This window comes from Microcoleus sp. N3A4 (assembly GCF_036701805.1).
Classification (GTDB): domain Bacteria; phylum Cyanobacteriota; class Cyanobacteriia; order Cyanobacteriales; family Microcoleaceae; genus Microcoleus.
In genome coordinates this window covers 23,238-46,603 of sequence record NZ_JAUBRJ010000027.1, presented here as the reverse complement: position 1 = coordinate 46,603, position 23,366 = coordinate 23,238, and the positions used below count along the sequence as shown (strand labels likewise).

23 protein-coding genes and 2 pseudogenes are annotated in these 23,366 nt (G+C 46.1%); 14 read left to right on the top strand and 11 right to left on the bottom strand.

The genetic code is table 11. The features are described 5' to 3' along the window. The first annotated feature begins 32 nt into the window (after window positions 1–32). Both QUA56_RS17145 and QUA56_RS17140 read left to right on the top strand, forming a co-directional pair. Window positions 33–350 carry a hypothetical protein gene (locus tag QUA56_RS17145; RefSeq protein WP_333359642.1) on the top strand — a complete coding sequence of 106 codons (318 nt, stop codon included), beginning with the start codon at window positions 33–35 and terminating at the stop codon, window positions 348–350. A 42-nt stretch (window positions 351–392) separates the two neighbouring features. Further along, entirely contained in the window at window positions 393–749 is a 357-nt protein-coding gene (locus QUA56_RS17140) for a DUF4864 domain-containing protein (protein ID WP_333359640.1), read from the top strand. Window positions 750–762: 13 nt separating this feature from the next. Here the strand turns inward: QUA56_RS17140 and QUA56_RS17135 are convergent, their stop codons facing one another. Then, window positions 763–1,458, bottom strand: coding sequence for a class I SAM-dependent methyltransferase (locus tag QUA56_RS17135; RefSeq protein WP_333359638.1), 696 nt, complete (start codon window positions 1,456–1,458; stop codon window positions 763–765). Between the two features lie 330 nt (window positions 1,459–1,788). Here QUA56_RS17135 and QUA56_RS17130 point away from each other — a divergent pair, with 330 nt between their 5' ends. Then, entirely contained in the window at window positions 1,789–3,630 is a 1,842-nt protein-coding gene (locus tag QUA56_RS17130) for a polysaccharide biosynthesis/export family protein (RefSeq protein ID WP_333359636.1), read from the top strand. A gap of 232 nt (window positions 3,631–3,862) precedes the next feature. On the opposite strand, the gene QUA56_RS17125 is transcribed toward QUA56_RS17130, so the two are convergent. Beyond that, window positions 3,863–4,585, bottom strand: coding sequence for an SGNH/GDSL hydrolase family protein (locus QUA56_RS17125; RefSeq protein ID WP_333359634.1), 723 nt, complete (start codon window positions 4,583–4,585; stop codon window positions 3,863–3,865). Between the two features lie 288 nt (window positions 4,586–4,873). Here QUA56_RS17125 and QUA56_RS17120 point away from each other — a divergent pair, with 288 nt between their 5' ends. Both QUA56_RS17120 and QUA56_RS17115 read left to right on the top strand, forming a co-directional pair. Then, on the top strand, window positions 4,874–5,167 hold the full coding sequence (locus QUA56_RS17120) for a polymorphic toxin type 24 domain-containing protein (protein ID WP_333359720.1): 294 nt from the start codon (window positions 4,874–4,876) through the stop codon (window positions 5,165–5,167). 5 nt (window positions 5,168–5,172) lie between these two features. Further along, on the top strand, window positions 5,173–5,631 hold the full coding sequence (locus tag QUA56_RS17115; RefSeq protein WP_333359632.1) for a hypothetical protein: 459 nt from the start codon (window positions 5,173–5,175) through the stop codon (window positions 5,629–5,631). Here QUA56_RS17115 and larE read toward each other — a convergent pair whose 3' ends face one another. From larE to fraC, 5 genes are all read right to left on the bottom strand, one after another. Further along, on the bottom strand, window positions 5,632–6,459 hold the full coding sequence (larE, locus tag QUA56_RS17110; RefSeq protein WP_333359718.1) for an ATP-dependent sacrificial sulfur transferase LarE: 828 nt from the start codon (window positions 6,457–6,459) through the stop codon (window positions 5,632–5,634). It abuts the gene before it with no gap. Between the two features lie 119 nt (window positions 6,460–6,578). Continuing rightward, a complete protein-coding gene (locus QUA56_RS17105; protein ID WP_333359630.1) occupies window positions 6,579–7,358 on the bottom strand; it encodes a Uma2 family endonuclease in 780 nt (259 codons plus the stop codon). 123 nt (window positions 7,359–7,481) lie between these two features. After that, entirely contained in the window at window positions 7,482–8,255 is a 774-nt protein-coding gene (locus QUA56_RS17100) for an ABC transporter permease (protein ID WP_333359628.1), read from the bottom strand. A gap of 217 nt (window positions 8,256–8,472) precedes the next feature. After that, window positions 8,473–9,471 carry a DUF5357 family protein gene (locus QUA56_RS17095; RefSeq protein WP_333359626.1) on the bottom strand — a complete coding sequence of 333 codons (999 nt, stop codon included), beginning with the start codon at window positions 9,469–9,471 and terminating at the stop codon, window positions 8,473–8,475. Window positions 9,472–9,480: 9 nt separating this feature from the next. Beyond that, on the bottom strand, window positions 9,481–10,002 hold the full coding sequence (fraC, locus tag QUA56_RS17090) for a filament integrity protein FraC (RefSeq protein ID WP_333359624.1): 522 nt from the start codon (window positions 10,000–10,002) through the stop codon (window positions 9,481–9,483). Window positions 10,003–10,229: 227 nt separating this feature from the next. On the opposite strand from fraC, the gene QUA56_RS17085 reads away from it, so the two are divergent. The 3 genes from QUA56_RS17085 (at window position 10,230) to QUA56_RS17075 (ending at window position 13,795) form a co-directional block, all read left to right on the top strand. Further along, a complete protein-coding gene (locus QUA56_RS17085; RefSeq protein WP_333359622.1) occupies window positions 10,230–11,363 on the top strand; it encodes a cob(I)yrinic acid a,c-diamide adenosyltransferase in 1,134 nt (377 codons plus the stop codon). Window positions 11,364–11,632: 269 nt separating this feature from the next. Further along, window positions 11,633–11,821 carry a hypothetical protein gene (locus QUA56_RS17080; RefSeq protein WP_333238797.1) on the top strand — a complete coding sequence of 63 codons (189 nt, stop codon included), beginning with the start codon at window positions 11,633–11,635 and terminating at the stop codon, window positions 11,819–11,821. Between the two features lie 6 nt (window positions 11,822–11,827). Further along, complete coding sequence (locus QUA56_RS17075) at window positions 11,828–13,795, top strand: calcium-binding protein (RefSeq protein WP_333359620.1); 1,968 nt, start codon at window positions 11,828–11,830, stop codon at window positions 13,793–13,795. A 276-nt stretch (window positions 13,796–14,071) separates the two neighbouring features. On the opposite strand, the gene QUA56_RS17070 is transcribed toward QUA56_RS17075, so the two are convergent. Together QUA56_RS17070 and QUA56_RS17065 are read right to left on the bottom strand one after the other, a co-directional pair. Then, entirely contained in the window at window positions 14,072–14,260 is a 189-nt protein-coding gene (locus tag QUA56_RS17070; protein ID WP_333359618.1) for a CsbD family protein, read from the bottom strand. 222 nt (window positions 14,261–14,482) lie between these two features. Continuing rightward, window positions 14,483–14,764: a hypothetical protein gene (locus QUA56_RS17065; RefSeq protein ID WP_333359616.1), complete on the bottom strand. Its 282-nt coding sequence runs from the start codon at window positions 14,762–14,764 to the stop codon at window positions 14,483–14,485. A 163-nt stretch (window positions 14,765–14,927) separates the two neighbouring features. On the opposite strand from QUA56_RS17065, the gene QUA56_RS17060 reads away from it, so the two are divergent. After that, window positions 14,928–15,095, top strand: a complete 168-nt coding sequence (locus QUA56_RS17060; protein WP_333359614.1) for a hypothetical protein — start codon at window positions 14,928–14,930, stop codon at window positions 15,093–15,095. Between the two features lie 399 nt (window positions 15,096–15,494). Beyond that, entirely contained in the window at window positions 15,495–15,884 is a 390-nt protein-coding gene (locus tag QUA56_RS17055) for a hypothetical protein (RefSeq protein WP_333359612.1), read from the top strand. Between the two features lie 131 nt (window positions 15,885–16,015). On the opposite strand, the gene QUA56_RS17050 is transcribed toward QUA56_RS17055, so the two are convergent. Beyond that, window positions 16,016–17,374: an FAD-binding oxidoreductase gene (locus QUA56_RS17050; RefSeq protein WP_333359610.1), complete on the bottom strand. Its 1,359-nt coding sequence runs from the start codon at window positions 17,372–17,374 to the stop codon at window positions 16,016–16,018. Between the two features lie 150 nt (window positions 17,375–17,524). Then, complete coding sequence (locus QUA56_RS17045; protein ID WP_333359608.1) at window positions 17,525–18,274, bottom strand: class I SAM-dependent methyltransferase; 750 nt, start codon at window positions 18,272–18,274, stop codon at window positions 17,525–17,527. 291 nt (window positions 18,275–18,565) lie between these two features. Here QUA56_RS17045 and QUA56_RS17040 point away from each other — a divergent pair. The 4 genes and pseudogenes from QUA56_RS17040 to bioA form a co-directional block, all read left to right on the top strand. Further along, window positions 18,566–19,180: pseudogene (locus QUA56_RS17040) on the top strand (Tll0287-like domain-containing protein); the annotation flags it as partial. Between the two features lie 135 nt (window positions 19,181–19,315). After that, window positions 19,316–20,035 (top strand): annotated as a pseudogene (locus QUA56_RS17035) (adenylate/guanylate cyclase domain-containing protein); the annotation flags it as partial. 391 nt (window positions 20,036–20,426) lie between these two features. After that, window positions 20,427–21,839: an adenylate/guanylate cyclase domain-containing protein gene (locus QUA56_RS17030; RefSeq protein ID WP_333359606.1), complete on the top strand. Its 1,413-nt coding sequence runs from the start codon at window positions 20,427–20,429 to the stop codon at window positions 21,837–21,839. A 214-nt stretch (window positions 21,840–22,053) separates the two neighbouring features. Further along, window positions 22,054–23,358 (top strand): adenosylmethionine--8-amino-7-oxononanoate transaminase, encoded by a 1,305-nt coding sequence (bioA, locus tag QUA56_RS17025; protein ID WP_333359604.1) that lies wholly within the window; start codon window positions 22,054–22,056, stop codon window positions 23,356–23,358. The last annotated feature ends 8 nt before the right edge of the window (window positions 23,359–23,366 follow it).

The following is a 23,366-nucleotide window of genomic DNA, read 5'->3' as shown; positions in this document are numbered from 1 at the left end:
AGATGGAGGATGAGCTTCGGTCGGAATAAGATTTGAGGAAGTTACGTGTAAGAAGGGTAGGATTTGGACATCAGACCTTTGGTGGTGTAAATATTCGTTTAGAACCGGATGTTGCAGAGATGTTTCCCGATTCTAAAGCAGTAAATGAAGCTCTGCGGTTCTTGATTAGAATTACTGGAGAAATTGACACAGCAAATGAGTTTCAACCCCTCAGCGAAGAACAAACGATCGCCCAGAGTCTCGCAGCCTTGCAAGATTACCAGACAAACAAGACGGGCATTCGGTACGATCGGGTTAAGCAATGGGCAGATAGTCTGGGGACCGATCGCAAATTGCCATGCCCTCAGTAATTTGGACGCGCCCAGCCCTAACAGCACTTTCTTATCAAAATTATGCACATTACTGATAGCGATCGCACTACCATTCGCTCAGTCGTAGAAAAGCAACTGCAAGCATTTCAAAAAGACGATGCTGCTGGGGCTTTTGCCTTCGCCAGTCCCGGAATTCAGCAGCAGTTTCGCACAGCCGAAAACTTTATGCACATGGTAAAACTTGCCTATGAAGCTGTCTACCGTCCGCGATCGGTATTATTTGAAAACCTCGCCACTGTAGAAGGAATTCCCGCTCAGCCGGTGCTGTTGCTGGACTCGCAAGGCATACCAGTCAGAGCAATTTATGTCATGGAACAACAGTTTGATAATAGTTGGCGAATTAATGGCTGTTATTTGGTTCCCATAACAGAAGAATAAGTTATGCTTGCTTTTATGCTGAGCTTTTTTTGCTAACTCGCAGCATCTTATTTCCGCCTTTTTGAAACTCGTAGGGAGCCTCTTGAATTTCCACACGAAAACTTCTCTTTTTTAATTCGGTAATAATCGAGTTTAAGTGCTCGGATTCCTCCCCGCTAAAACTCTGCAATAGAGGGAATACCCGGACTTCCTTTGCAACCCGACACATTTCTGTAATTGCTTCCAGATGAAATTCTTCGGAAAGCAAGTGAGAATAAGCAAATAAGAAATGGCTGCACAAAGCTAAATCGAACTGGCGGTCATTGAAAGGCAAAATCGGCAGCTCAGCATTCATGTAGCGGCCTTGCTGCAAGCCAGAGGGAAAATCTTCTAAAAATTCCTGCATCGCCTTCATTCGCACTTCGCCTAGCTGGTACGGCGATTCAAAATTGTTCCACAGGTAGCCATCTAAATTGGCTTTAACACCGTCAATCACAGTTTGATATGTTTCTTGGATGCGATCGCCAATTTCCACCGCAGTAAACTGATAAACTGGATCGCAAGAAATTACCTTTCTACCTTGGCGAGTCATTTCGGCATTGAAACTCGCCGGCCCGCCCGCACAATCAAGAATGGCTAGCTTGAGGTCACTTGATGTCAAGCTAAACATTCCTATGTATTCATCCAAGCACCGTCCCCAGGGAATTACTTTATCCAATTTTAGTGACACTATGTCTTTGTCCCGCAGATAGAATTATTTAAGATTTTACCTCAAATCAAGGCGTTTTTTTTATCCATTTCTTTTGCGGGTTGATTTGTCTCCCGACTTATGTATGAATAATTTTGCTCAAACGAGATCCTAATCATGAGGACAGTTCGCGGGCTTTACAGTTTCTTTACAAACAAGGTACAAAGTAGTTAAGTGCGATCGCACAATTTTTATGCTTCCACCTGTGGATTTTGCAGCGAAGCGAGGCTACACTGGACAGCAGGGAAAATAAACTAAAATCAACTAGCTAAATTGCTCTCGTTCATTGGCCGGCTGCAACCAGGAAGAAAGATGAAACATACCGTTCAAACCGCTACAAGTCTGAGTTTGTCAGCACTCCTGGTGCTATTGAGTTCGCTGCCCAGTATAGCTCAGTTGCCTGCCGTCAGAACTCCTGCACCCACTCCTAACCGGCCGAGAGTACCGCCGCCGCCACCTGCGGGTTCGAGTTTGCCTCCCGGCAATTCTGGTTCGCTGACACAAGAAGAAGCTTATACTTTAGGATCGGGCGATCGCATTGCTTTAGATATCTTCGGCGTTCCTGAATTCAGCAAAGAATATCAAGTGTTAGTTGACGGGACGCTCAATTTGCCAATCATTCGCAGCGTCTCAATTCAAGGGTTGACGCTGCAACAAGCCGCTAACGTGATTACCCAGCGATACGAACCCTTCATCAATGTTCCCGTTGTTACTGTGACTCTGGTCCTCGCTCGCCCCCTAAATATAGGTCTTGCCGGTGAAGTTACTCGCCCGGGTTCCTACAAGATTAATCCCACTAGAGAAGGAACCGGAGGAGGAGTAAAATTCCCGACTTTGATGGAAATGCTGCAACTTGCAAGAGGGGTGACATCAGCAGGAGATATGCGAAATGTCCAAATTCGCCGTCTTCGCAGAGGCGCGTCTGAGCAAGTTATTACTGTTAATTTGCAGGATTTTTTAGACACCGGAAATTTGCGTCAAGATGTCACGATCCGAGATGGAGATACAATTTTTGTACCGACAGCAAGTGCTCTCAATACTGAAGAAGTGCGTCAAAGAGCAAGTGCTAATTTTTCCGCTGATATTACTAAACCAATTGGTGTGGTCATTGTCGGCGAGGTAAACCGGCCTGGGCCTTATACTATATCTGCTGCTGATTTGCGATCGACCAACCAACAAACAGAACTGAGTTTTGTCACCATCGAGCAACAGCAAGGAGCAGGAGCCGTTGTCGGGCTACCAACGATCACTAGAGCACTCAAAATTGCTGGCGGTATCACCACCGAAGCTGACATTCGCCGCGTGCAAATCCGCCGCAAAGTCAGAGGTGGCAACGAACAAACTATCATGGTAAATCTGTGGGATTTGCTGCAAAAAGGCGACGCCAGTCAAGATATTTTGCTGCAAGAAGGAGATAGCGTCATTATCCCGACAGCAGCTACTGTAGACTTAGCTGAAGTTTCTCAAGTGGCAAATAGCAGTTTTTCTCCGAACGCGATTAGCATCAATATTGTAGGAGAAGTAATTAGACCTGGGGCTTTGCTGGTGCGGCCGAGTACATCCCTGCACCAAGCTTTGCTGACTGCAGGCAGTTTCAATCAATTGCGGGCAAAAAAAGACAAGGTAGAACTATTGCGTTTGAACCCCAACGGTACTGTTTCTCGCCGCACGATCGAGGTGGATTTTGCTCAAGGCTTGAATCCTAATAATAACCCAACTCTCCGCAACAACGATGTGATTCTGGTAGCGCGATCGGGCTATGCTAGGGTAGCAGACAATATCAACAGTTTCTTGCAGCCAATAACAGGAGTTGCAACTGGGATCGGCTCTGTTAGCGGAGTTTTTACTGGGTTTCAAACAACTATCAACGCTTTTCAAAACTTATTTTTGGGAGGGGATTTCGAGCGGCGAAATCAAATCAGACAAATTAAATTACAGAATCAAGACAGACAGCGGCAGATCGATCTTCAAAATCAGCAGCAGCAACTTCAGCAGCAGCAACTTGAACTCCAAAGACAGCAGCAGGAGCAGAATTATCAAATTCAGTTGCAGCAACTCGAGCTCCAAAGGAAGCAGGAAGAAGACCAGCTTCAACTTCAGCGGGAGCAATTACAGCAGCAGCAAACGCAGCAGCAAACTACAACTACTCCTTGATATCATCTTCGGTAAAATAACCGTTATAAGTTGCTAAACTTTTGAGTAGCGGTAGGGTGCGTTAGAAGAATAATATTCTCAATCATTAGCTCCCAATCTCAAAAGTGAGGCACCATTTATTCCGGGCGTGCGTCACTTTTGAGATTGTGATATCAATTCCGGTTTTCTATTTGAAAGCACGCAAATCAAGTCCGCACCTGCCGACATAAAAATTAATAACTTAAACAGATATTTAATCGAAAAACTTGCGAGTTGTCAAGGAAGGATTCAAAATATTTAACAAAACTTTTCTGTATATATCTAAACCTTTGGCATTGAGGTGAACGCCGTCTATTGTTAAATCTTCATTCAGAGCTTTTTCTTTAAACAAGGCTTGTATACCGCTAGATTCCACGGTCAGATTTTCGTCGGCGGCTACTTTATTGATGAGAACATTGATTTCGTCAACTCTGGCAATTGTTCCGGCAAATTTAGGATTGTAGCTGGCGGCAAGAGTTGAGTAAAAAGCAGGAATCAGAATAATCTGTTTGGTTCCGAGCGATCGCATCACGGCGATCGCCTCTTTTAAGTTACTGACAAACTGCTCGTCGCTAATGCCGTACATAGCATCATTTGTACCGATCGCAATAATAGTTTTTTCGCACGTAAACCGCAAAGGAACTACCAGCTTAAGCTGTTCCAGCAGGGAAACCGTACTCATTCCGCCGATCGCAAAATTAAAGTTTTGTTCGCCCAAAGAATCGCCCAAAGCCGAGGAAATAGAATCGCCCCACACGCACCCTTGATATTGCTTGTCTTTAATTTGTTGTACCTGATTGTACACAGCAACTTGCCACCATAATGCAGAGCTAACCGTATCTCCCGAAGATTGGGGGTTAGCGAGAACCCGAAACGGGATGTACGCGCATAATAACAAAGCCAACACGACGGAAATTAACCTAAATTTAGCGTTCATAAAACTTTTTTTAGCTTGCTGCTACTTCAGTTTATGCTATTGTTTTAACAAGCTGTCAGGATTGATGCAAATTTCTTGAAATTGCGAGCTGTAACAATCCAAGTACCATACATATATCAAACTGAGATGGTAAAATAATTTAGGACTAATATATAGCCTTTCTCAAAAAGATGAGGTATGACTGACAGCTTACATAACCACCCAGACGCTTGAGGGCTGAAGCCCAACTACGTACCTCACTCACTTGAGGACTAATATATGTCTAAACCAGTTGACTGAACAGTTGGCATCCCCGCTAGCACCCTTATACCCGTCGGAACCCAGGTCAGCGGGAGATTTCCTCTAGATGGAGCAGGTGCCAGAAACTTACTCTACCGCATGGAGGGCAAAAACATTACCAGCTATATCGTCTACGATGACAGCGGACGGGCAATTAAGCGAGTAGATTTGACAGGAAAGGCTCATGCAAATGTGCCGACACCTCACGCGGTTGAATACAAACACAACCAAAACCCAGCAGGAGACATTTTCGTGAAACAGGAGAAAACAGTTAGGCCAGCTAGATTGGATGAAATACCCTAGAAATTATGTTCATCAAACAAATATCTTTGAATGCAGATAAACTAATCGATTTTCAGCAGTGGAAAAAAGCCAACGGCGATGATTTTTCACTTTGGGATTATCTTTTTGGAGCGGCTAACATTGAAATTGCTATAGCTTTCACAAAACTATTCTGGCCAGATTTTGTCGAACATGAAGGCGGTATCTTTTTGTCCGAAGCCTTTAACAGTCAAATATACGAACAGTGGAAAATCAAACTGGGGAATGATGTCGCTGCAATTGAGCAGGTGATGAACCACCAGCACATTGATGATATTCTCCCCGGTGCCCAAAACGCGAGCATCGACAATTTATTGTATTTGGGACAAGCATTAGCTCAGATGTGGGAAAGTCGCCTAAAATTACTATATCCTCAGCGACATTTTCAAGTTAAATGCGATCGGGACGAACACACTGTTGTAGTGACGTTTTTTCAGGATAATTAATCAAGCTTTCACCCCCAACAATTCCGGTTTCAAAACCTGATTTAATTTGCCGCTGCGAAATCCCTCCAAATCCAAAGTCGCGTACACAAAACCAAACTCTTGAAACACCGCCACCAATGCAGGCAAATCTGTCTTTAACACAAATTCCTTAATTTCCTCGGCGGGTAACTCAATACGCGCCGTATCTCCGTCCGATCGCACTCGCAAATTTTTCAGTCCCAACTGCCGTAAATACCGTTCGGCGCGCCCCACTCTTTGCAACTTTCCCACCGTGATTTCTTCGCCGTAAGGAAAGCGCGAACTCAGACAAGGTTGAGCCGGTTTGTCCCACCAAGGCAAACCCAATTCTTTTGCCAATTGCCGCACTTCAAATTTAGTAATTCCTACTTCTGCTAAAGGCGATCGCGCGCCGCGTTCCTTTGCCGCCTGAATCCCCGGACGGTAATCGTTTAAATCGTCCGCATTAACCCCGTCCACCACATAAGGATAACCCTTTGCTAGTGCTAGCGGTTTCAAAGTATCGTGCAGTTCGCTTTTGCAGAAATAGCAGCGGTTAACCGGGTTAGAAGTGTAATTTGGATTTGCCATTTCCTGAGTTTCTACTTCCTGGTGGGCAATGCCTATTTCTGCTGCTTGAATCCGCGCATCTTCTAAATCTTCGGGCAGTAGAGAGGGGGAAACAGCCGTGACTGCCAATGCGCGATCGCCCAAAACGTCAAAAGCAATTTTTGCCACCAAAGTGCTGTCAATTCCGCCGGAATAGGCAATCAGCGCCCGTTCCATCTGCGCGAAAATATCTTTTAATTGTGCGAGTTTTTCCACTAACATAATTTCAACTTTTATTACTGCGAAGCTATCGCAATCTAATTTACAGGGTGATTTCTCTTCAACATCTTGTGGGGCAGGCATAAAACCCGCCCAAAGGTACTATTTAAATGCAAAACAGCTTATTCTGGATCGATGCCGAGGGCTGCCAATCGAGCCAAAAGTTCTTGATTGCGCTGTCTTTCCTGTTCCAGCAGCGTCTGGGCTGACTCTTTATCTTGCTGTTCTCGATCGGCCCGCTGTCGTTCATCTTCTGCCCGTTCTTCCGGCCACAACAGCAACTCTCCTTCCGCATTCCACCAGCGCAGCCAATATCCCGTTCTACCTTCGCGAGTTCCCTGCCAAACTCCCAAAAATAGATTTAATCCAGGTATTAAATAACGCCCGTTTTCATCAGGATTTTGATTCTCGTAACGCCCCGATTCTAGCGCATAAACTTCTATTCTGCCCGTATGCGGTCGAAAAATGACATAGCGAGGAACTTTGATTACTTGTTCGTAAAAAAACCATTTGCCGATTTCTTCCGTGTGTTCGACAGAATATTCATCGCCGTAAGTAACTGACAGAAATTCCATCACTACAAAAGGGACTGTTCCTTCGGTATGAGGCGTGTAACTGCGGCGGGGATAGTTGTGAGGCCAAGGTTGAACCGGCTGCACGTACATCCAGTCTGGGGCTTTGCAAATAGTGCGATCGTCCACAGCAGCGCACAAAGCAAAATTAGAAACTATGAGTGCGTCTTGTATTAGTTCGGGGGAACCAAATAAAGACTGGCGCAAACCATGAGCTAGCAACGGATGGTCTGTATCGTCTACAGGGTCGTCTGGTAGGATAAAATCATCGGGTAGCAGCGGCCAGGTAATCTTGAGCTGCGATATCGGTTTGTGAATTGCAGCAGTCATAAGTCACCTCATTTTACCAATAAAAATTTTAGTTTTAGTCGAGATTTCTGAGCGATCGCCTCCTCTATATTTTAGCGCGATCGTTCGATCTGCTCAAGCTTTTGAAAGTATCGAAGGTGCGTTTTAAAATTCCCTACGGGAAAATATGGCGATCGCAATTGACAGCAGCAGCACCACATACAGCAAACCGTAGCCAGCATCTGTAATCAAACCCGCCAAGTAAGGTACTTGTCCGTAAACAGCATCGTTTCTCAAATTGAATCTGGCTAAATCCGGCAAAACCAGATAAAGTCCCATCATCAATTGTTCAATTCCAGGATTTTTAGTTAACTTGCCCAAAGCCACTAAATCCCGCGTCGAATGTCCCATCAAATAAACGCCAAATGTCAGTAAAGTTGCCAGCAGCGAACTGCTGAACACCCCAAATAAAATCCCGACACCGGCCATGAGACACAGCTCAAACCAGACAAACAACGAGGCGATTAAAATGCTTTCCAAAGGGTAAGGAATCCGGCTCAAACTCAGAATAGCCAGATAGATAACAGTCATTGCTGCTACAAGCACCGCCAGCACCGCCGACAGCCCTAAGTGCTTGCCCACAATTAACTCAGCCCGACTTATCGGCTTAGCAACTAACAGGTAAACAGTGCGCTTTTCAATTTCTTTGTTGACCAGTCCGGTAGCCACAAAGACTGTGGCAATTAGACCGAGAATGCTCATAGCAGCCAAACCGACATCTAAGATAATTTTCTTCTCGGTTGTCGCCGCCAATTCCGGTATCAACCGTACTGATGCTCCCATCAACAGAGCAAATATCACAATTAAGTAAAGGATGCGATCGCGAATTACTTCCCAAAATACATTGGTCGCGACTGTCAAGATTCTTCTCAAATTCATCTAGTTATTAACCCGCTGGAAATTTTCGCCATACTTTAGTGTAAGGAAGAAGGAAATTTGGCAACAGATTTGCTTTCTTCGGATGTCACAGATTTAACGGGTGGATGTTAACGGTAGAAGTCAAGCGTCAAGAATTCCGAGGGAAGATTTTTTCCATTCTCCCCGTCTCCCCGTCTCCCGTCTCTCGCACGCAATTAGCTAGCTGCCTGTCTCAGGCTCAAACTTGACTGTCTCGCGCAGTTCCATCTTTTTTCTGTCCGGGTTGAGAGCGTTTGATTGCATCGCAGGTTACAGTCGCCCTATTGCCTGTATCGAACACCTCGCAAGATTTGGTAAACGAATATATTTCCGGTCTAAAAACCAGCCCCAGCCAAGTTGCCTGCATCTCTAACTGATAGCGGGACTCTCCTTGGACGATCGAAGTTTTGACATCCCAGCTCGCATCTTCTGGGACTATCCCAGTTGTTTTTAAGGCTTGATTCCGCAGAAAAAATCGCTCGTTGTCAATATCTATTAACATTTGCTCTACCTGCGCCCACGGTTTCGTGCGGGCTTCATTTTGCAGGTATCGCTCCATTGCATTGAGGATGACAATTCCTCGGGAGCGATTAATAGTTGGCTGTTGAAATGTCACCACATAATCGCTTTGCCTCAAATCCTGCGATAAAATGCTCGGATACTGTTGTATCCAACCTTGAATTAAAAAGTGAAATGCAAACCAACACGAAAACAGCAGGTGAACTAGGGTAATCATCACAAACTGAGGGCGCATCAACGACCTGATACTTTCCCGTTTTGACTCGCTATTCCAAATCTCTATTGTAGCAAGAATTACTACTGCTATAATTGGGCCGGATATCCATGCTATTTCCTTCTTATCCGCCGGCAATCTTACCAGCAACCACAAGCCAATTAAGATGCTTGTCACCCACGGACTCAGACTTACTCCTTTAATCACAAAAGGTTGCTGGCTGGTTAGCAAACCCATTGAAAGTGTAAAAAATAACCAGCTCATATCAAAAATCAGAGTTCTCGTCCGCCAGTCAGTGACTGCCGCCACTGACAGCAAAGCTAAAAAGATGCTGAGCAGTAAAGGCGTTTTCCAGTGGACAACTTTAGGCGGAATCATCGCCTTTTGGATTTTTTTATTGGTTTCCCAAAGGTTGTTCGTCAGCTTAGTGAGTTGCTGAGTGACATCCAACAATTGCTTCATCATAAATTTAAATTAATTATTGACGCTTTGCAAAAACAACACGGTTAAAATAACGACATTGCTAACAGTGTGGGCGATTAAAAGTCCCCCAAACTGGGTAGTTACTTGAAAAGTCTTTTTGGGAGGACGGCGGGTGAGGGTGGGCGGCCCTATAAACTGAGGTTTAGAAGCTTTTTTATTGCCATAAACCATGTTTTCTACGATTTTAAATCCCTGCCATTTAGCTAGAAAAGTTACTGCCAATACTGAGACTGCTATCATAGTTATTGGAGCGTAAACATTCTCCCCTCGATCTAATAAAATATAACCGATAAGCTGTTCCCGCAAATCTTTGGGAAGAACGCTTTCCATGCCAAAGAAAACTAACCAGCCTATGCAAGTGCAAGATAGATTGAGGATGGCTGTATATTCAATGCTGGTTTTGGGGCCGAGTTTAAGTAGTTTTTGCAGAAACCACGATTCGATCGCGATTGCCAAAAACATAATTAAAATTTGCACCAAAACAGTCCGAAATGGGAAAACACTCGCAATCATAAGCCTTCAGGTATATCAGCCCGTGTTAAATTTTAATTGTACAGCACAAGCGGAATAATTTTAACCGCAGGTTTGAGCCCTTGATTGCGTTCGATCGCTGCTTAGAAGATTGGGGGTTAGGACTTATCGTATAATCTTTTGAGATCCGCCAACTGAATGGAAATATTAAACATTCAAGGCGCGCGATCGAATACCCACCCCGAGACAGACTCAAATAACTGCTGATTATGGTAAGGAATGGCATTGGTATTCGGACAGCCTCATCCCGGTCGGAACGCGCAGCGGGTCAGATTCACGTCTACGACGGCGCTGGTAAAGGCAAGTCTCAGGCAGCTTTGGGAGTAGTGTTGCGCTCGATCGGGCTGGGTATCAATTCTGACTCGCCCACGCGAGTTTTGTTGCTGCGCTTTCTCAAAGGCCCCGGCCGCTCCTACGACGAAGACGGAGCAATAGAAGCCTTGCAACGGGCATTTCCGCACTTGATCGACCAAGTGCGTACCGGCAGATCCGAATATTTTGGGGCCGAAGCAATCACCCGCTTCGATCGCGCAGAAGCTCAGCGAGGCTGGGATATCGCCAAAGGAGCGATCGCCAGCGAGCTCTATTCCGTCGTGGTACTAGACGAACTAAACCCCGTATTGGACTTGGGTTTGCTGCCAGTTGACGAAGTAGTCCAAACCCTCAAAAACAAACCAGAATATTTAGAAGTCATCGCCACAGGCCGAGCAGCCCCCGAAGCTTTGCTGGAGATTGCCGACTTGCACTCAGAAATGAAGCCCCACTATCACCCCGCAGCGGCAGAGCACAATATTTCGGGTATAGAAATATACACGGGAGCGGGCAAAGGCAAGTCAACAAGCGCTTTGGGCAAAGCTTTGCAGGCAATAGGCAGGGGTATCAGCCAAGACCAATCTCACCGGGTGTTAATCGTGCAGTGGCTCAAAGGCGGCACCGGTTATACAGAAGATGCGGCGATCGCAGCTTTGCGGCAAAGTTACCCGCAGCTAGTAGACCACCAGCGGTGCGGCAGGGATGCTATAGTTTGGCGGGGGCAACAGCAAGAGTTAGACTGCATTGAAGCAGAACGCGGCTGGGAAATCGCCAAATGTGCGATCGCCAGCGGCTGGTACAAAACGATTATTCTCGACGAACTCAATCCCACAGTAGACTTAGAACTGCTGCCGGTAGAGCCGATCGTCGAAGCCCTGCTACGCAAGCCGCGGGATACAGAAATCATTATCACCGGGCGCTGTCACAAACCCCACGCCTACTTTGACTTGGCAAGCGTACACTCCGAGGTATACTGTCACAAACACTACGGCGATCGGGGCGTAGAACTAAAGCGGGGCGTAGACTTTTAGCTCCCCCAGCAGTTGGCAAGTTCGATCGTACCAGTTATTTAAAGACGGCCCTGCCTGGGAAACCAGAAATTGCCACAAAGCCTTGTAACCAAGTAAGCAATCTCCCAATTTTCATTGTCTTCCCGATCGCCCCGATCAGCCTTTTTTAATATTTAAGTTCCTGCCCCGGACGCGATCCCCGACCGCCAATCCAGAATGGAACATTAAGAATATGAGCCGCGTCTTCTTGAGCGTGAGCACCTGAGACTGTGCAAAAGGATTATTAAAGGGTGAAGACATTGAAAATAAAAGCTTACAAGCAAAAAGTCCGCGATGGAGAAAGTCTAGACAGGGTTAACGCCAGTAGGCTAGACTTGCGGCTGGCAAACAGGTTAAACTACAGCGGCATCCAAACATTCGGTGTTCTAGGCAGTGTCTGTAGTCGCACAAGCGATGACCAACAAGAAGTAGAGGAGTGAAGCTGTATGACAACACTAAATGACAATCCTAATCAAGTTGATTTAAACCTTCCGGGACTGGGCCCGGATACAATCTTCGCCGGAGCCGGGGCGGATTCGATTAGAACTTCCACCCTGGGCGGCAGCTTAATATTTGGCGAAGCCGATAACGATACTCTGATTTCAGTTGGCCCCAACGATACCCTGTACGGCGGCGACGACGAAGACTCAATCAGATCCCAGCGCACTCCGGCGGTGCTGTATGGCGACGCAGGCTCGGACACAATAGTCGCTGAAGCCCAGGCTACGTTGTTCGGCGGCTCGGGCGAGGACTTCCTCCAAGGTACTGTCGAAGCTAACCTCATATTTGGTAATCAGGACGCAGATACCATACTGGGAGGGTCGCAGAGAAGAGACTCCCTCTACGGTGGCAAGGGCAATGACGCCATCGGCTTCTTCATCGCAGGCGGCGGCAACAACCTCTCTTTACCTGGTGGCTTGGCTATTGGCTTCGCTGGCAATGAAGGTAGCAACTACTTGCGGGGCGACTTGGGCGACGACTTGATTGTAGGTATCAATCAGAGAGACAGTCTCTTCGGTGGTAAAGACAAGGACACGCTACGAGGTGTGGCCAGCAGCAGCTACCTGTCCGGCGATCTTGACGACGACATCTTAGTCATTACCAACACTACCCAAACCAGCCCGTTTGATTCGAGGGCCATCACGATCGGCATTGAGAGAACCACCTTGCTCGGCGGTGGGGGTAACGATTCTCTCTACGGCCCGATCGGCGACTTTGGCAGCGGCAGAAACTTTTTGGACGGCGGCGACGGCAACGACACGATCAGGGTTTTTGCCACGCAGGATACCGCGCAGGGAGGTGCAGGCGACGACTTCATCGTGTCGGCGACGGTGACTGCACTTTCGAGTGTAGGCGCATCGAGTTCATTTCCAGGCTTCGCCGGTCGGAACTTGCTCGACGGCGGCACGGGCAACGACACGCTCGTTGCAGCTTTTTCTACTGATACAATGATCGGCGGCGAAGGCAATGACAGCTTGAGCGGCATCTTTACTCTAGCCACCGGTGGAGACGGCAACGATACGCTCAATGCCTCTTTTGCCGGTACTAATGCTGCGCTGATTACTCTCGACGGCGGCCTGGGCAGCGATTTGTTAATTGCCAACAGCACCCCTGGCGTCACCAACTTCATGAACGGCGGTGAAGGGGATGACAGAATCGTGTTTGGCACCACGCGCGATCGATTAATTGGCACCCTTGGCGGTAACGACACCATCTCCTACGCTACTGGTGTCAACTTTAGCGGTGTCCAATCAACGCCAAACGTCATTACTGATAACTTGGGCAGCAACTTCATCACTGGCAGCAACGGTACAGATGTTATCACTACCGGTGCTGGCGATGACATACTGTTCGGCGGCCCCACCAGTCTTGTTACCCCAGGAGTTGACGGGGACGATACCTTAGATGCTGGCGGCGGAAACGACACGATTTTGGGCGGCTTCGGGAACGACTATTTGCTCGGGGGTGACGGCAACGACTCTCTCGGCGGCGGGCCCGGTGGTGACACGCTGATTGGTGGCAGTGGCAATGACAGCTTCTACTACAACAACTTCGGCGAGGGCGTCACGGTCAACTCCAACGGCAGCCTGGGTAGTAACCCAGACCAAATCGGGGATTTTGAAACCGGCCGAGACAAGTTGGTACTCCAGTACGATTCCTTCCTCTTACCACCATTAGACAATACGCTGCCAAATCGACCTAGTTCTAACGTGTTATTAGTGCTCGACAGCGGGACTTACAACAACAATCTGACTCCGGCAGGGGCGAGTCCATCGCAACCGTTCCTCGTTTACGAAGCTGCCAGCGGTCGCTTGCTCTACGACCCTGACGGTGCTGGGAACAGGCAAGGCATTACACTGGCAGTGCTCAACGGCAAACCAGGTTTGACTGCATCAGATATTGTGCTGATTTAATTTAGGTGGGAGCGGGTGGGAGTAGGTTTGGATAAAGCCGATCGTCGCCCGCGCCAACTTTAAAAACTAATTGTGCTATGTTTCTAGCTAGGGATTGATATCCCTAGCTTTTTTATGGCAGCGATCTTTAGTTGAGCATGGTGCATCAAGCAGCCTTAGTTTCTTTGCGTCGCGGCGTGCCCCCTGACGCACCATACAAGTTTGGGCCGAAAAAAAGCCAGCAAACGAGATGTTTGCTGGATTGAGTAGGCAGGAAATTTGTAGCGAATACTGTCACTAAGCTTTGTCTACAATGTCTTTTGCTTTATCTTTGAGGTCTTCTTTCAGGTGAATTGCGGATGCTTCGTCCTGCTTGGCTTGACCTTCTAATTTATCTTTCTGATTGCCTGTAACTTCGCTAACAGCCTCTTGGATTTTGCCTTCAACATTCTTAGCAGTTGCTTTGAGTCTATCTTCAATGCTCATTATTTATTATTCTAACTCTACAACTACTAAAGTATGATTTTCTAGTTGAGTCTGAATCCGTCTTTAGATAGATTTGCTGTTAACTTAATAGGGGTTTTCAGTTGAGTGAAGTAAAAAATATCCGGTAGGGACAACGCACCACCGTACCCATTGGTGTCAACTTAAGCAGTTGATCCCCAGAATTCCTGAGAGTAAGCGGCATTCTCAAGGGTGTTGCTGACGTTATTGTTTGATCGAGCCCAACATTTTAGGAGTCTTAACTAAATAGCTAACTACATTTGTACTTTTATCCCGCCACACAGCTCGCGAAAAATCATACAGTCCACGAAATACCATCTCTACTGAAATGCGTGCGTGGGGTTGAGCTAATTCCACAGCTACTGACGAATATAAATCATTGAGAACTGCATAAAATATCCGGCGTTGCATATAAGCGTGAACCGTGCTATTTTTTGTGTACCAAGTGGCGACGGGCTGGTGGTAAAATGCCTCTACTATCATCATTCGACCCCCCAATTCCATTGTTGAATGTTGATTCGATTTGAGTTTGTTTCGGAGAGCTTCGAGAGTTGAATCATCCGCAATCGAGATGGCACTAAAATTTGGGTACACTGATTCCCTACCAATAGGAATAGGCAATTTATCGGCTCGGGACTGGACTTTTGCTATGACTAGCTCAAATACCCGTATCACTTCACCTAACCCTGAAATTCTACGGTATACCAAGCTCAACACGGCTCTGCCATCACCGATAACGTCAACAGTCGTAGCACCGGCGAGGGCTCCGGCCGATCGCGCAGTTTTGGCGATCGGCGAATTAAGCGTAACAGCTTAAAGCTTTCAGGAGTCAGCCAACACAACATAAGAGCTTCTATTTCTTCTATGGGTGAGCCTGGTACTTCCCAGGCTGTATGCAGAGATTGCCCGATCGAGCTGGACGTTTTTGGCTCCTAAAATGCAGTGCCGATTCGACACCCTCTCATACTTTTTCGGATTTTAACCCCGCTCGGGGGGCGTGATGTGTCCTTGATTCTCAGTGACAGAGGTAAGATCGAGCGAAGGTGAGCTCTGTCTTAAAATAGCAGTCATCCCACGATCGTCCTTAAGTTGACACCAATGGACGCTGCCGCGTCCCTACCTGGCTCTAAACTTTTAAAAAGTAATATAATATTTAGTCGCAAGTCAGAATATTGTTTAGATAGAATTGTGTTTTTGAAGGTTCAACTCCCAAATTATGAACAGCAAAACTTCTAAATCGGGCAAATTGATGATTCGGGTTGCTGCAAGCGCGATCGCCACCTGTGCTCTTTGCTCGCCTCAAGCAACCTTCGCTCAAGCCAGCAGTTTAAATAATAATAATGCCCAACCGCTGCAAGACTTTCAAACTCAAGACAACACCGACCCTTTTTCCGGCCGCAGCAGCGGCAGCGGAATATTTGATTTAATTCACAGATCCAGATTGGGAAACGGCCGCAGCATGGAAGACTTTAATACCGAACAGCGCCAAAATTTGAACGATGCGGCGGCAGAATTTCGGAACAAACAGCGCCAACTACTGGAAAAGCAAGCTGTACCTTCTGAAGGGGCGATCGCACCTACAGAAATTACCGCCCCCGTCCCTTAAATTGCTTTCTTAGTCCGCGTAGGCGGACTTCGTTTGTTTGGTAGCGGTTTCAACCGCCGGCCGGCGCTAAAGCGCAACTACGAACCTTTTTTCAATTTGCTACTTGCGTGAGTTATAACATCATTTGGCCCTTAATCCCGTTCCAACCACGCCCGCATTTTACCCGGATTCAGCAAACCGTAAGGATCGACCAACTCTTTAAACTGCAACTGTTCCACATTAATACTTTTCATCCCTCCATCTTCCAATATATAGGTGTGAGGATTAGCAATCAGTGCGCCTTGGTCTTCGTGATAGCGAATAATTTCATTGAGCCGTGATTCCGTAGTGTAGCGAACTATTTGCAAAGCCGCGGCGATCGCCCTGCCATTGATCCGCAAAAACTCCAAGTGCATCATCACCTCATCCCCATAATAATTGTACAGTTCCTCAATCAATTTCAAACCTTTATCTGGGGGAAAAAGCGTCTGCAAATAAGTCAGAGACGGGTCAGCGCTGCGAGCGTGCAGAGTTGTATGATTCCAAGTAAATTCAGCAATTGCTGCACCTTTGCTCGCTGCTTGCGCGTTTTTTTGATAGCAAATTGTGCCGCCATATTCGCGCACCAAATCTTGCAGCGGTTCCAGACAAGATTCAGCTACCATTAACAAAGCGCAGTGCTTACCTTCAGGAATCTCCTCGCGGAAAGCAGCAAAATAAGCAGGAATCGGCCAAGCACAAACACAAATTAGTTTTTTGATAATTCCGTCAGCATCGCCCAAAGCTTGACCGAAATGTGCCGATGTCATAAAATCATCAAAAGCGACGATAATTTCCGCCCAAGCATAAGCAGGGGCGAGGGGAATTTCTAACTCAGTAATAATCCCATTTGTGCCGTAAGCGTGATTGACTTTTTGCACTTCATCGCCGCGCAATTCGATGACGCGGGGATCGTCTTCCATTGTAACGACTCGAACGGCATGAAGATTTCCCCGATCGCGCAATTGCCCGTAAGTTATCGAACCAATTCCCCCGCTACCGCCGCCGATAAATCCCCCAATCGTTGCGGTGCGATAGGTTGAGGGAACCATCCGCAATTCCCAACCGGTTTCTCGCGCTTGTTTGTCGAAAACCGACATTTTTACCCCCGGTTCTACGCAAGCTAAACCCGGTTTTATCCAGCGGATACTGTGCATTTTGGTGGTATCTAAAATGACGCCGCCGTTGAGGGGAATGCACTGCCCGTAATTGCCCGTTCCTGCACCTCTGACAGTTAGCGGAATTTTGGATTTGACGCAGGCTGCCGCAATCCGCAAAACTTCGGCTTCGCTGGCGGGACGAACTACTAAATCTCCAGTTTTATCACTTAAGATAGGTTGCAAAACTGGACTGAAGTGATAATAGTCTTGAGATAGCTTGAAAACTTGCGCGCGATCGCTAATTATTTCGATTCCCGAGAGTTCCGAAGAAAAAGCATCCCAGTCAATACTTTGAATCGCAGTTGCAGTCATTTTGTTTCCTCAATCCTGACAGTATTATATATTTTATAAAAGCCAGTAGGGTGCGTCTGACGCAAACCCTAATTATTTCGCGCACATCCTCAGCCTGACGCACCTTACAAGTCGATTGAATCGCGACAATTGCGTCCAAGATTGCTTTTTTCAATTAACAAATCCCCCAAATACCGCCATACCGTAGTATTTCCAAGGAACTGCAACAGTCTCAAATCCAGCGTTTGCTAGCATTTCCAATTGTGCCGAAAGTGTAGCTAGGCGATCGGGATTAGAATACCCGTAAGAGACACTCGTCCCCACATTTGCCCGAATTTGTGCTAAGGTTTCCCCCTGATTTAGCGCCCAATCTTCTCGCGCCGCTTGATAAATATCTTTCATTGCTGCCGATTCTGCTAAAGTCGGGTCAGCATTCCAAAAACAGCCATTACCATTTAAACTTTCGCGAATGCGTTGAAACAATTTCAATTTCATCTCATCCTCAAGATGGTGAATTGCCAGAGATGAAATGCAAGCATCGAATTTATCGCCCCAGCCTAAAAAATTTGGATTGTTTGCCCATTCTCCAAAGTCCATTTCTATGCCAGTCCACCGGGCTGCGTATCCTGCCGACTCTATTTTGGCGCGGGCAAAATCAAGCATTCGCGGGGAGTAATCGACAGCAATTATTTCCGCAGACGGGTAGCGTTGGAGAAGTTTTAAAGTGAGTTCGCCCGTACCGCATCCGAGTTCTAAAATGCGGTGGTTTGCGCTAGCAATGCAGCCTGCTAATACATCCAGCATTTCGTCATATTTAGGTAAAAGTCGCCGAATGCCGGTATCAAAATCGGCAGTATTGACGAAAACTTCTCCCGGAAAAATTTCGTTGTTCGTAGGTGAGACAGTAGAGTCAGAATTCACGATCGCCAACCATAGACTACAATTGTTATCCTAACCGAGATAGAGCAATAAGTGCGTGAAGTAGGGACACGGCAGTGCCGTGTTTTTACCCGATATCTCAACTGAAAACCGTTATAAAGTTATGCGTACTTTTACGGAGAACCCCAACACTCGCTGTAAATAACAATAAACAATCCCTTGCACTACGCCGTCTGGGTTTAGCCCGACGCCGACAAAGCGACCTAAAAAAGCAGTGTTATGTTAGTAGTGCGTAAAATCACTTAAAGATTCAACCTCACATTTGAGGATACCATGCGCCAGTTAATTTCTCGCAGTCGGGCTGCCATCAGCCAATTAATTTACAAGCGAATTCTCCTTGCGGTGACAATTTTATTTTGTGTAGGTGTAGGAGTAGCGATGGCACATATGTCTCGTCTTTCCTCCACCCTAATTGAATCGCAAGCCCTCCAAAATGCCACCCTCTATGCCCAAGCTATTAAAGAAGCCCGCACCCTTTACAGTTCGGATGTTGTCAATCCTCTTAACACCGCTAAAACAATTAACTTTACCCACGACTACAACCCGACAAAAGTAACAGTTCCCGTACCTGCCACCTTCTTAATAGAACTCGGCAACCATATCACCAACAAAAATCCCGAAGTATCAGTTCGTCTCTACAGCGACTACCCGTTTCCCTGGCGGCGAAAAGAAGGCGGAGTACGAGACGACTTTGAACGGCAAGCTATTACCTATTTGATGAAAAATCCGACAGAAAAATTTTTCCGACGTGAGGATTTTCACAGCAAGCCAGCATTTCGATATGCCGAGGCAGATATTCTAACTCCTAGCTGCGTTAGCTGTCACAACACTAACTCATTCAGTCCCAAAAAAGACTGGAAAGTGGGAGATGTACGGGGGATATTAGAAATTACTCAACCTCTCGATACCATCACTAAAAATACTCGCAGCGAACTGAAATACCTGTTTTTACTGTTAGCAGGACTTTCAATTTTAGGGGTGACAGGATTAACTTTATCTATCAGCAGGTTGCGCCAAAATGCTAAACAATTAGAACAGCGCGTCAGGGAACGGACGGCACAATTGCAAGAAACTAATGTAGAATTGGTAAAAGAACAGGAAAAGTGCGATCGCCTGCTGCTCAATATTTTACCCGAATCCATTGCTGCTAAGCTAAAAGACGGTCAAAGCAGTATTGCTGACGGCTTCGCAGAAGTCACAATTTTGTTTGCGGATATCGTAGGCTTTACCGTGCTTTCAGCACAAATATCTCCCGAAGAATTGCTCGATTTTCTCAACGAAATTTTTTCAGCATTCGATGGTTTAACGGAAAAGTACGGCTTGGAAAAAATTAAAACAATTGGAGATGCTTACATGGTAGTGGGAGGTTTGCCAAATCCCAGCACCAACCACGCCGAAAGCATTGCTGAAATGGCTTTAGATATGCAGGAGGAATTAGCCAAATTTAATGCCAAACATCATGCAGGAATTAACATTCGCATCGGCATCAATACCGGGCCTGCAATTGCGGGGGTTATTGGCACTAAAAAATTCATTTACGACCTCTGGGGCGATGCCGTTAATACAGCAGCCCGCATGGAATCCCACGGGATTGCCGGCGCGATTCAAGTCACACAATCAACTTACGATATCTTGCGAAATAAGTATCTGTTTGAAGACAGAGGAGTTATCCACGTCAAAGGCAAGGGCGATATGAATACTTATCTGCTTGAAGGCAGGCTCGTCAGCGCAGTTTCAGTTTAATTTGTTTATTATATTATTAAGGGGTCTGCTAGTTAGTCCGAAGTCAGTCAATTTTAGATTTTAGATTTTAGATTTTAGATTTTAGATTTACTGCACAGGTGAATCTGGGATCTTGAACTTTGGTCTAAAATTTTTATATATCCACGAGTTAAGTCGGGGGGTGGTATCCATTTTTGGGTGGGTCATCAGTCATTCGTTGTTAGTCGTCACCCAAGAAATAACAGTTAATAGCTGCTGGCTGTTGACTGCTGACAATTACAGGAATTACACAGAGGATGTGAGGAACCCGGTTTCGGCGCAGTTGATTTGTTGACAAACCAAAAATTTATTACGAGAAACCGGGTTTATTTTCCTATGTCCTAAATTAGGCCATTGCCAAATAGTAAATTTTATGTCATTGCGGATTTTATCTTTCTTGGGTTTTTTCAAATCTCGCTTGTCTAGGCAAATAGCTTTGTGGATATTTGCTAGCATTCTTGTCATAGAGGGAATTATTTTAGTTCCCTCTTATTTTCGGCGAGAAAATGAACTTTTAAGTCAATTAGAACAAGTATCTCGGGCGACTGTTGATTCCCTAGAGTTTTTGCTCCAACAAGATATATCCGATCGCACTTTCTTGCAAGAAGAAGTAAAAAATATTATTAAGGATTCTCAAGTAGTGTTAGGACTGTCTATTTACCAAGCTAACGGTCAGCTAATATATACACTTGGCGAACGCCCAGAAATCAGTTTAAAGCAACTAAAAAATGCTCGTATAGTTCACCATCACAATTTCGATGGCAAGCGCTACGATATTGCTTGGACGGAGCGACATTTGGGAGGCGATTACATCTTAATTGTGCGCCACGATGCTTCCACCGTTCAACCGGAACTCTACGCATTTATTGGGCGGATTGCGGTTCTAGTCATCATTATATCAGCCTTTGTCACTTCGGTGACTATGTTCTTTTTAGGGGTGACAGTAATTGCACCTCTCTTGAGATTGCGCGATGACTTGATCGCTGCCGGAGACGCTTTGAGCAAAGATCGAGAAAAACCTGATTTCTACTCTCTGTCTGTCAAGCGCGATGACGAGTTGGGAGAACTCATGGTCGCATTCAATCAAATGTTTCACCGAGTATACAAGGAAATCGCACAGCGGAAACAAGCTGAGGAAATATTGCGCGCCGAACAAGAAAAATCGGAACGTTTATTATTAAATATCTTACCCGTAATGATTGCCGATCGCCTAAAACAAGGCCAGATAAATATTGCGGACGGATTTGCCGAGGTTACGGTTTTGTTTGCTGATATTGTGGGCTTTACCGAAATATCCTCTCGCACGTCTCCTGAAGAATTAGTCAAATTGCTTAACAAAATATTTTCAGCTTTCGATCGCTTAAGCGAAGAATACGGCTTAGAAAAAATTAAGACGATCGGCGACAATTATATGGTAGCAGGCGGTTTGCCGCTTCCCTGTACAAATCACGCCGAATCTATTGCCGAAATGGCCCTGGAAATGCAGCAAGAAATTATGAAATTCCGCGACGAATGCGGTAAACCTCTCAATATCCGCATTGGCATTAATACTGGGCCTGTTGTCGCAGGTGTCATCGGCACTAAAAAGTTTATTTACGATTTGTGGGGAGATGCTGTGAATACAGCAAGCCGCATGGAATCTCAGGGACTTCCTGGTAAAATTCAAGTTAGCAGCTCAACTTATGAGTTGCTGTGCGATAAGTATTTGTTGGAAAAGCGCGGTAAAATTAATGTTAAAGGCAAAGGAGCAATGACGACTTATTTCCTAAAAGGCAGAAAAATTTAACTGATAATTTTAACCATCACCCGGGAATACCTGATATGGCGGCAGATGTTGCAGCGCCACCACTCCTAACACCAAACTAGATTTTTTTGAACGAACCGCGAAGACGCTAAGGAGACGAAGGAAGAGAAGAAGAAACAAGAAAAAATAAAAAGTTCATAAGTGAGTTAAAATTGCTATATTAAAAGGGAACTTGATATTAGTTTGATTGGTAAAAATGACGGCGAATCAGGAACATAATTCTTCTACTTCACCGATTTGGCAGCCCTTCACGCAAATGAAAACGGCTGGCCCGCCGCTGAAGGTAATTCGAGGCAAAGGATCGGTGCTGGAATTGGCAGACGGGCGGCAAATTCTCGACTGCATTTCTAGTTGGTGGGTGACTGTTCACGGGCACAGCCATCCGGTTCTGGCGGAGGCTCTTTACGAACAAGCCCAAAAGTTAGAACACGTTATCTTTGCGGGATTTACTCACGAACCTGCCCAGAAACTTGCGAGTAAATTGCTAACTCATACGCCTGCTTCTTTAACGCGGATTTTCTTTTCTGATAACGGATCGACTGCTGTTGAAGTTGCTCTGAAAATGGCATTTCAATATTGGCGCAATCTCGGAGAAACTAATCGCACGAGCTTTATTAGTTTTGAGGGAGGTTATCACGGCGATACTGTGGGGGCGATGTCTGCTGGCAGAAGTTCGCTGTGGTGGGAATCTTTTGCACCTTTAATGTTTGCTGGGGATGTTGTTCCTTTTCCAGCGACTTTTGACGGCGACGAGGAGGTGGAAAGCAAGGAGGCGGCGAGTTTAGATAAATTGGAGTTTTTGTTAAAGCAGGGCGGCTATGCGGGAATTTTTATCGAACCTTTGGTGCAAGGTGCCGGGGGAATGCGAATGTGCCGCCCTGAGTTTTTGCAGGCGATCGCCCAACTTGCCCGCCAGTTTAATGTATTGTTGATTTACGATGAAGTAATGACGGGTTTTGGTCGCACGGGCGAACTGTTTGCTTCGGTTAAATCTGGAACTTCACCGGATATCCTGTGTTTGTCCAAAGGATTGTCTGGCGGCTGTTTGCCAATTGCTGTCACAATGGCATCGGAGGATATTTATCAAGCTTTCTGGCGAGATGAACCGGACAAAGCTTTTTTTCACAGTCATTCTTACACCGGAAATCCTTTAGCTTGTGCGGTGAGTGTAGCATCGATGGAGCTTTTGGAGCAAAACCCAAGTGTGTATCAAGGGATGGAAAAATTGCACCGCCAATATCTGAATCAATGGCTGAGAAATCATCCTAAACTCGAACGGATTCGGACTTGCGGCACCATCGCAGCAATGGATGTGAAAACCGAAAGCGTTTCGGGGTATTTTAATGACATCGCTCCTGTATTGAAAGCCAGGTTTCTCGAAGCGGGGTTTTTGCTCCGCCCCTTGGGGAATACGCTTTACTTGATGCCTCCATACTGCATTTCTCCTGATGAACTAGAATCGATTTATCGGGTAATTCGTCAGGTTTTGGATACTCTGTAAACCCTTTA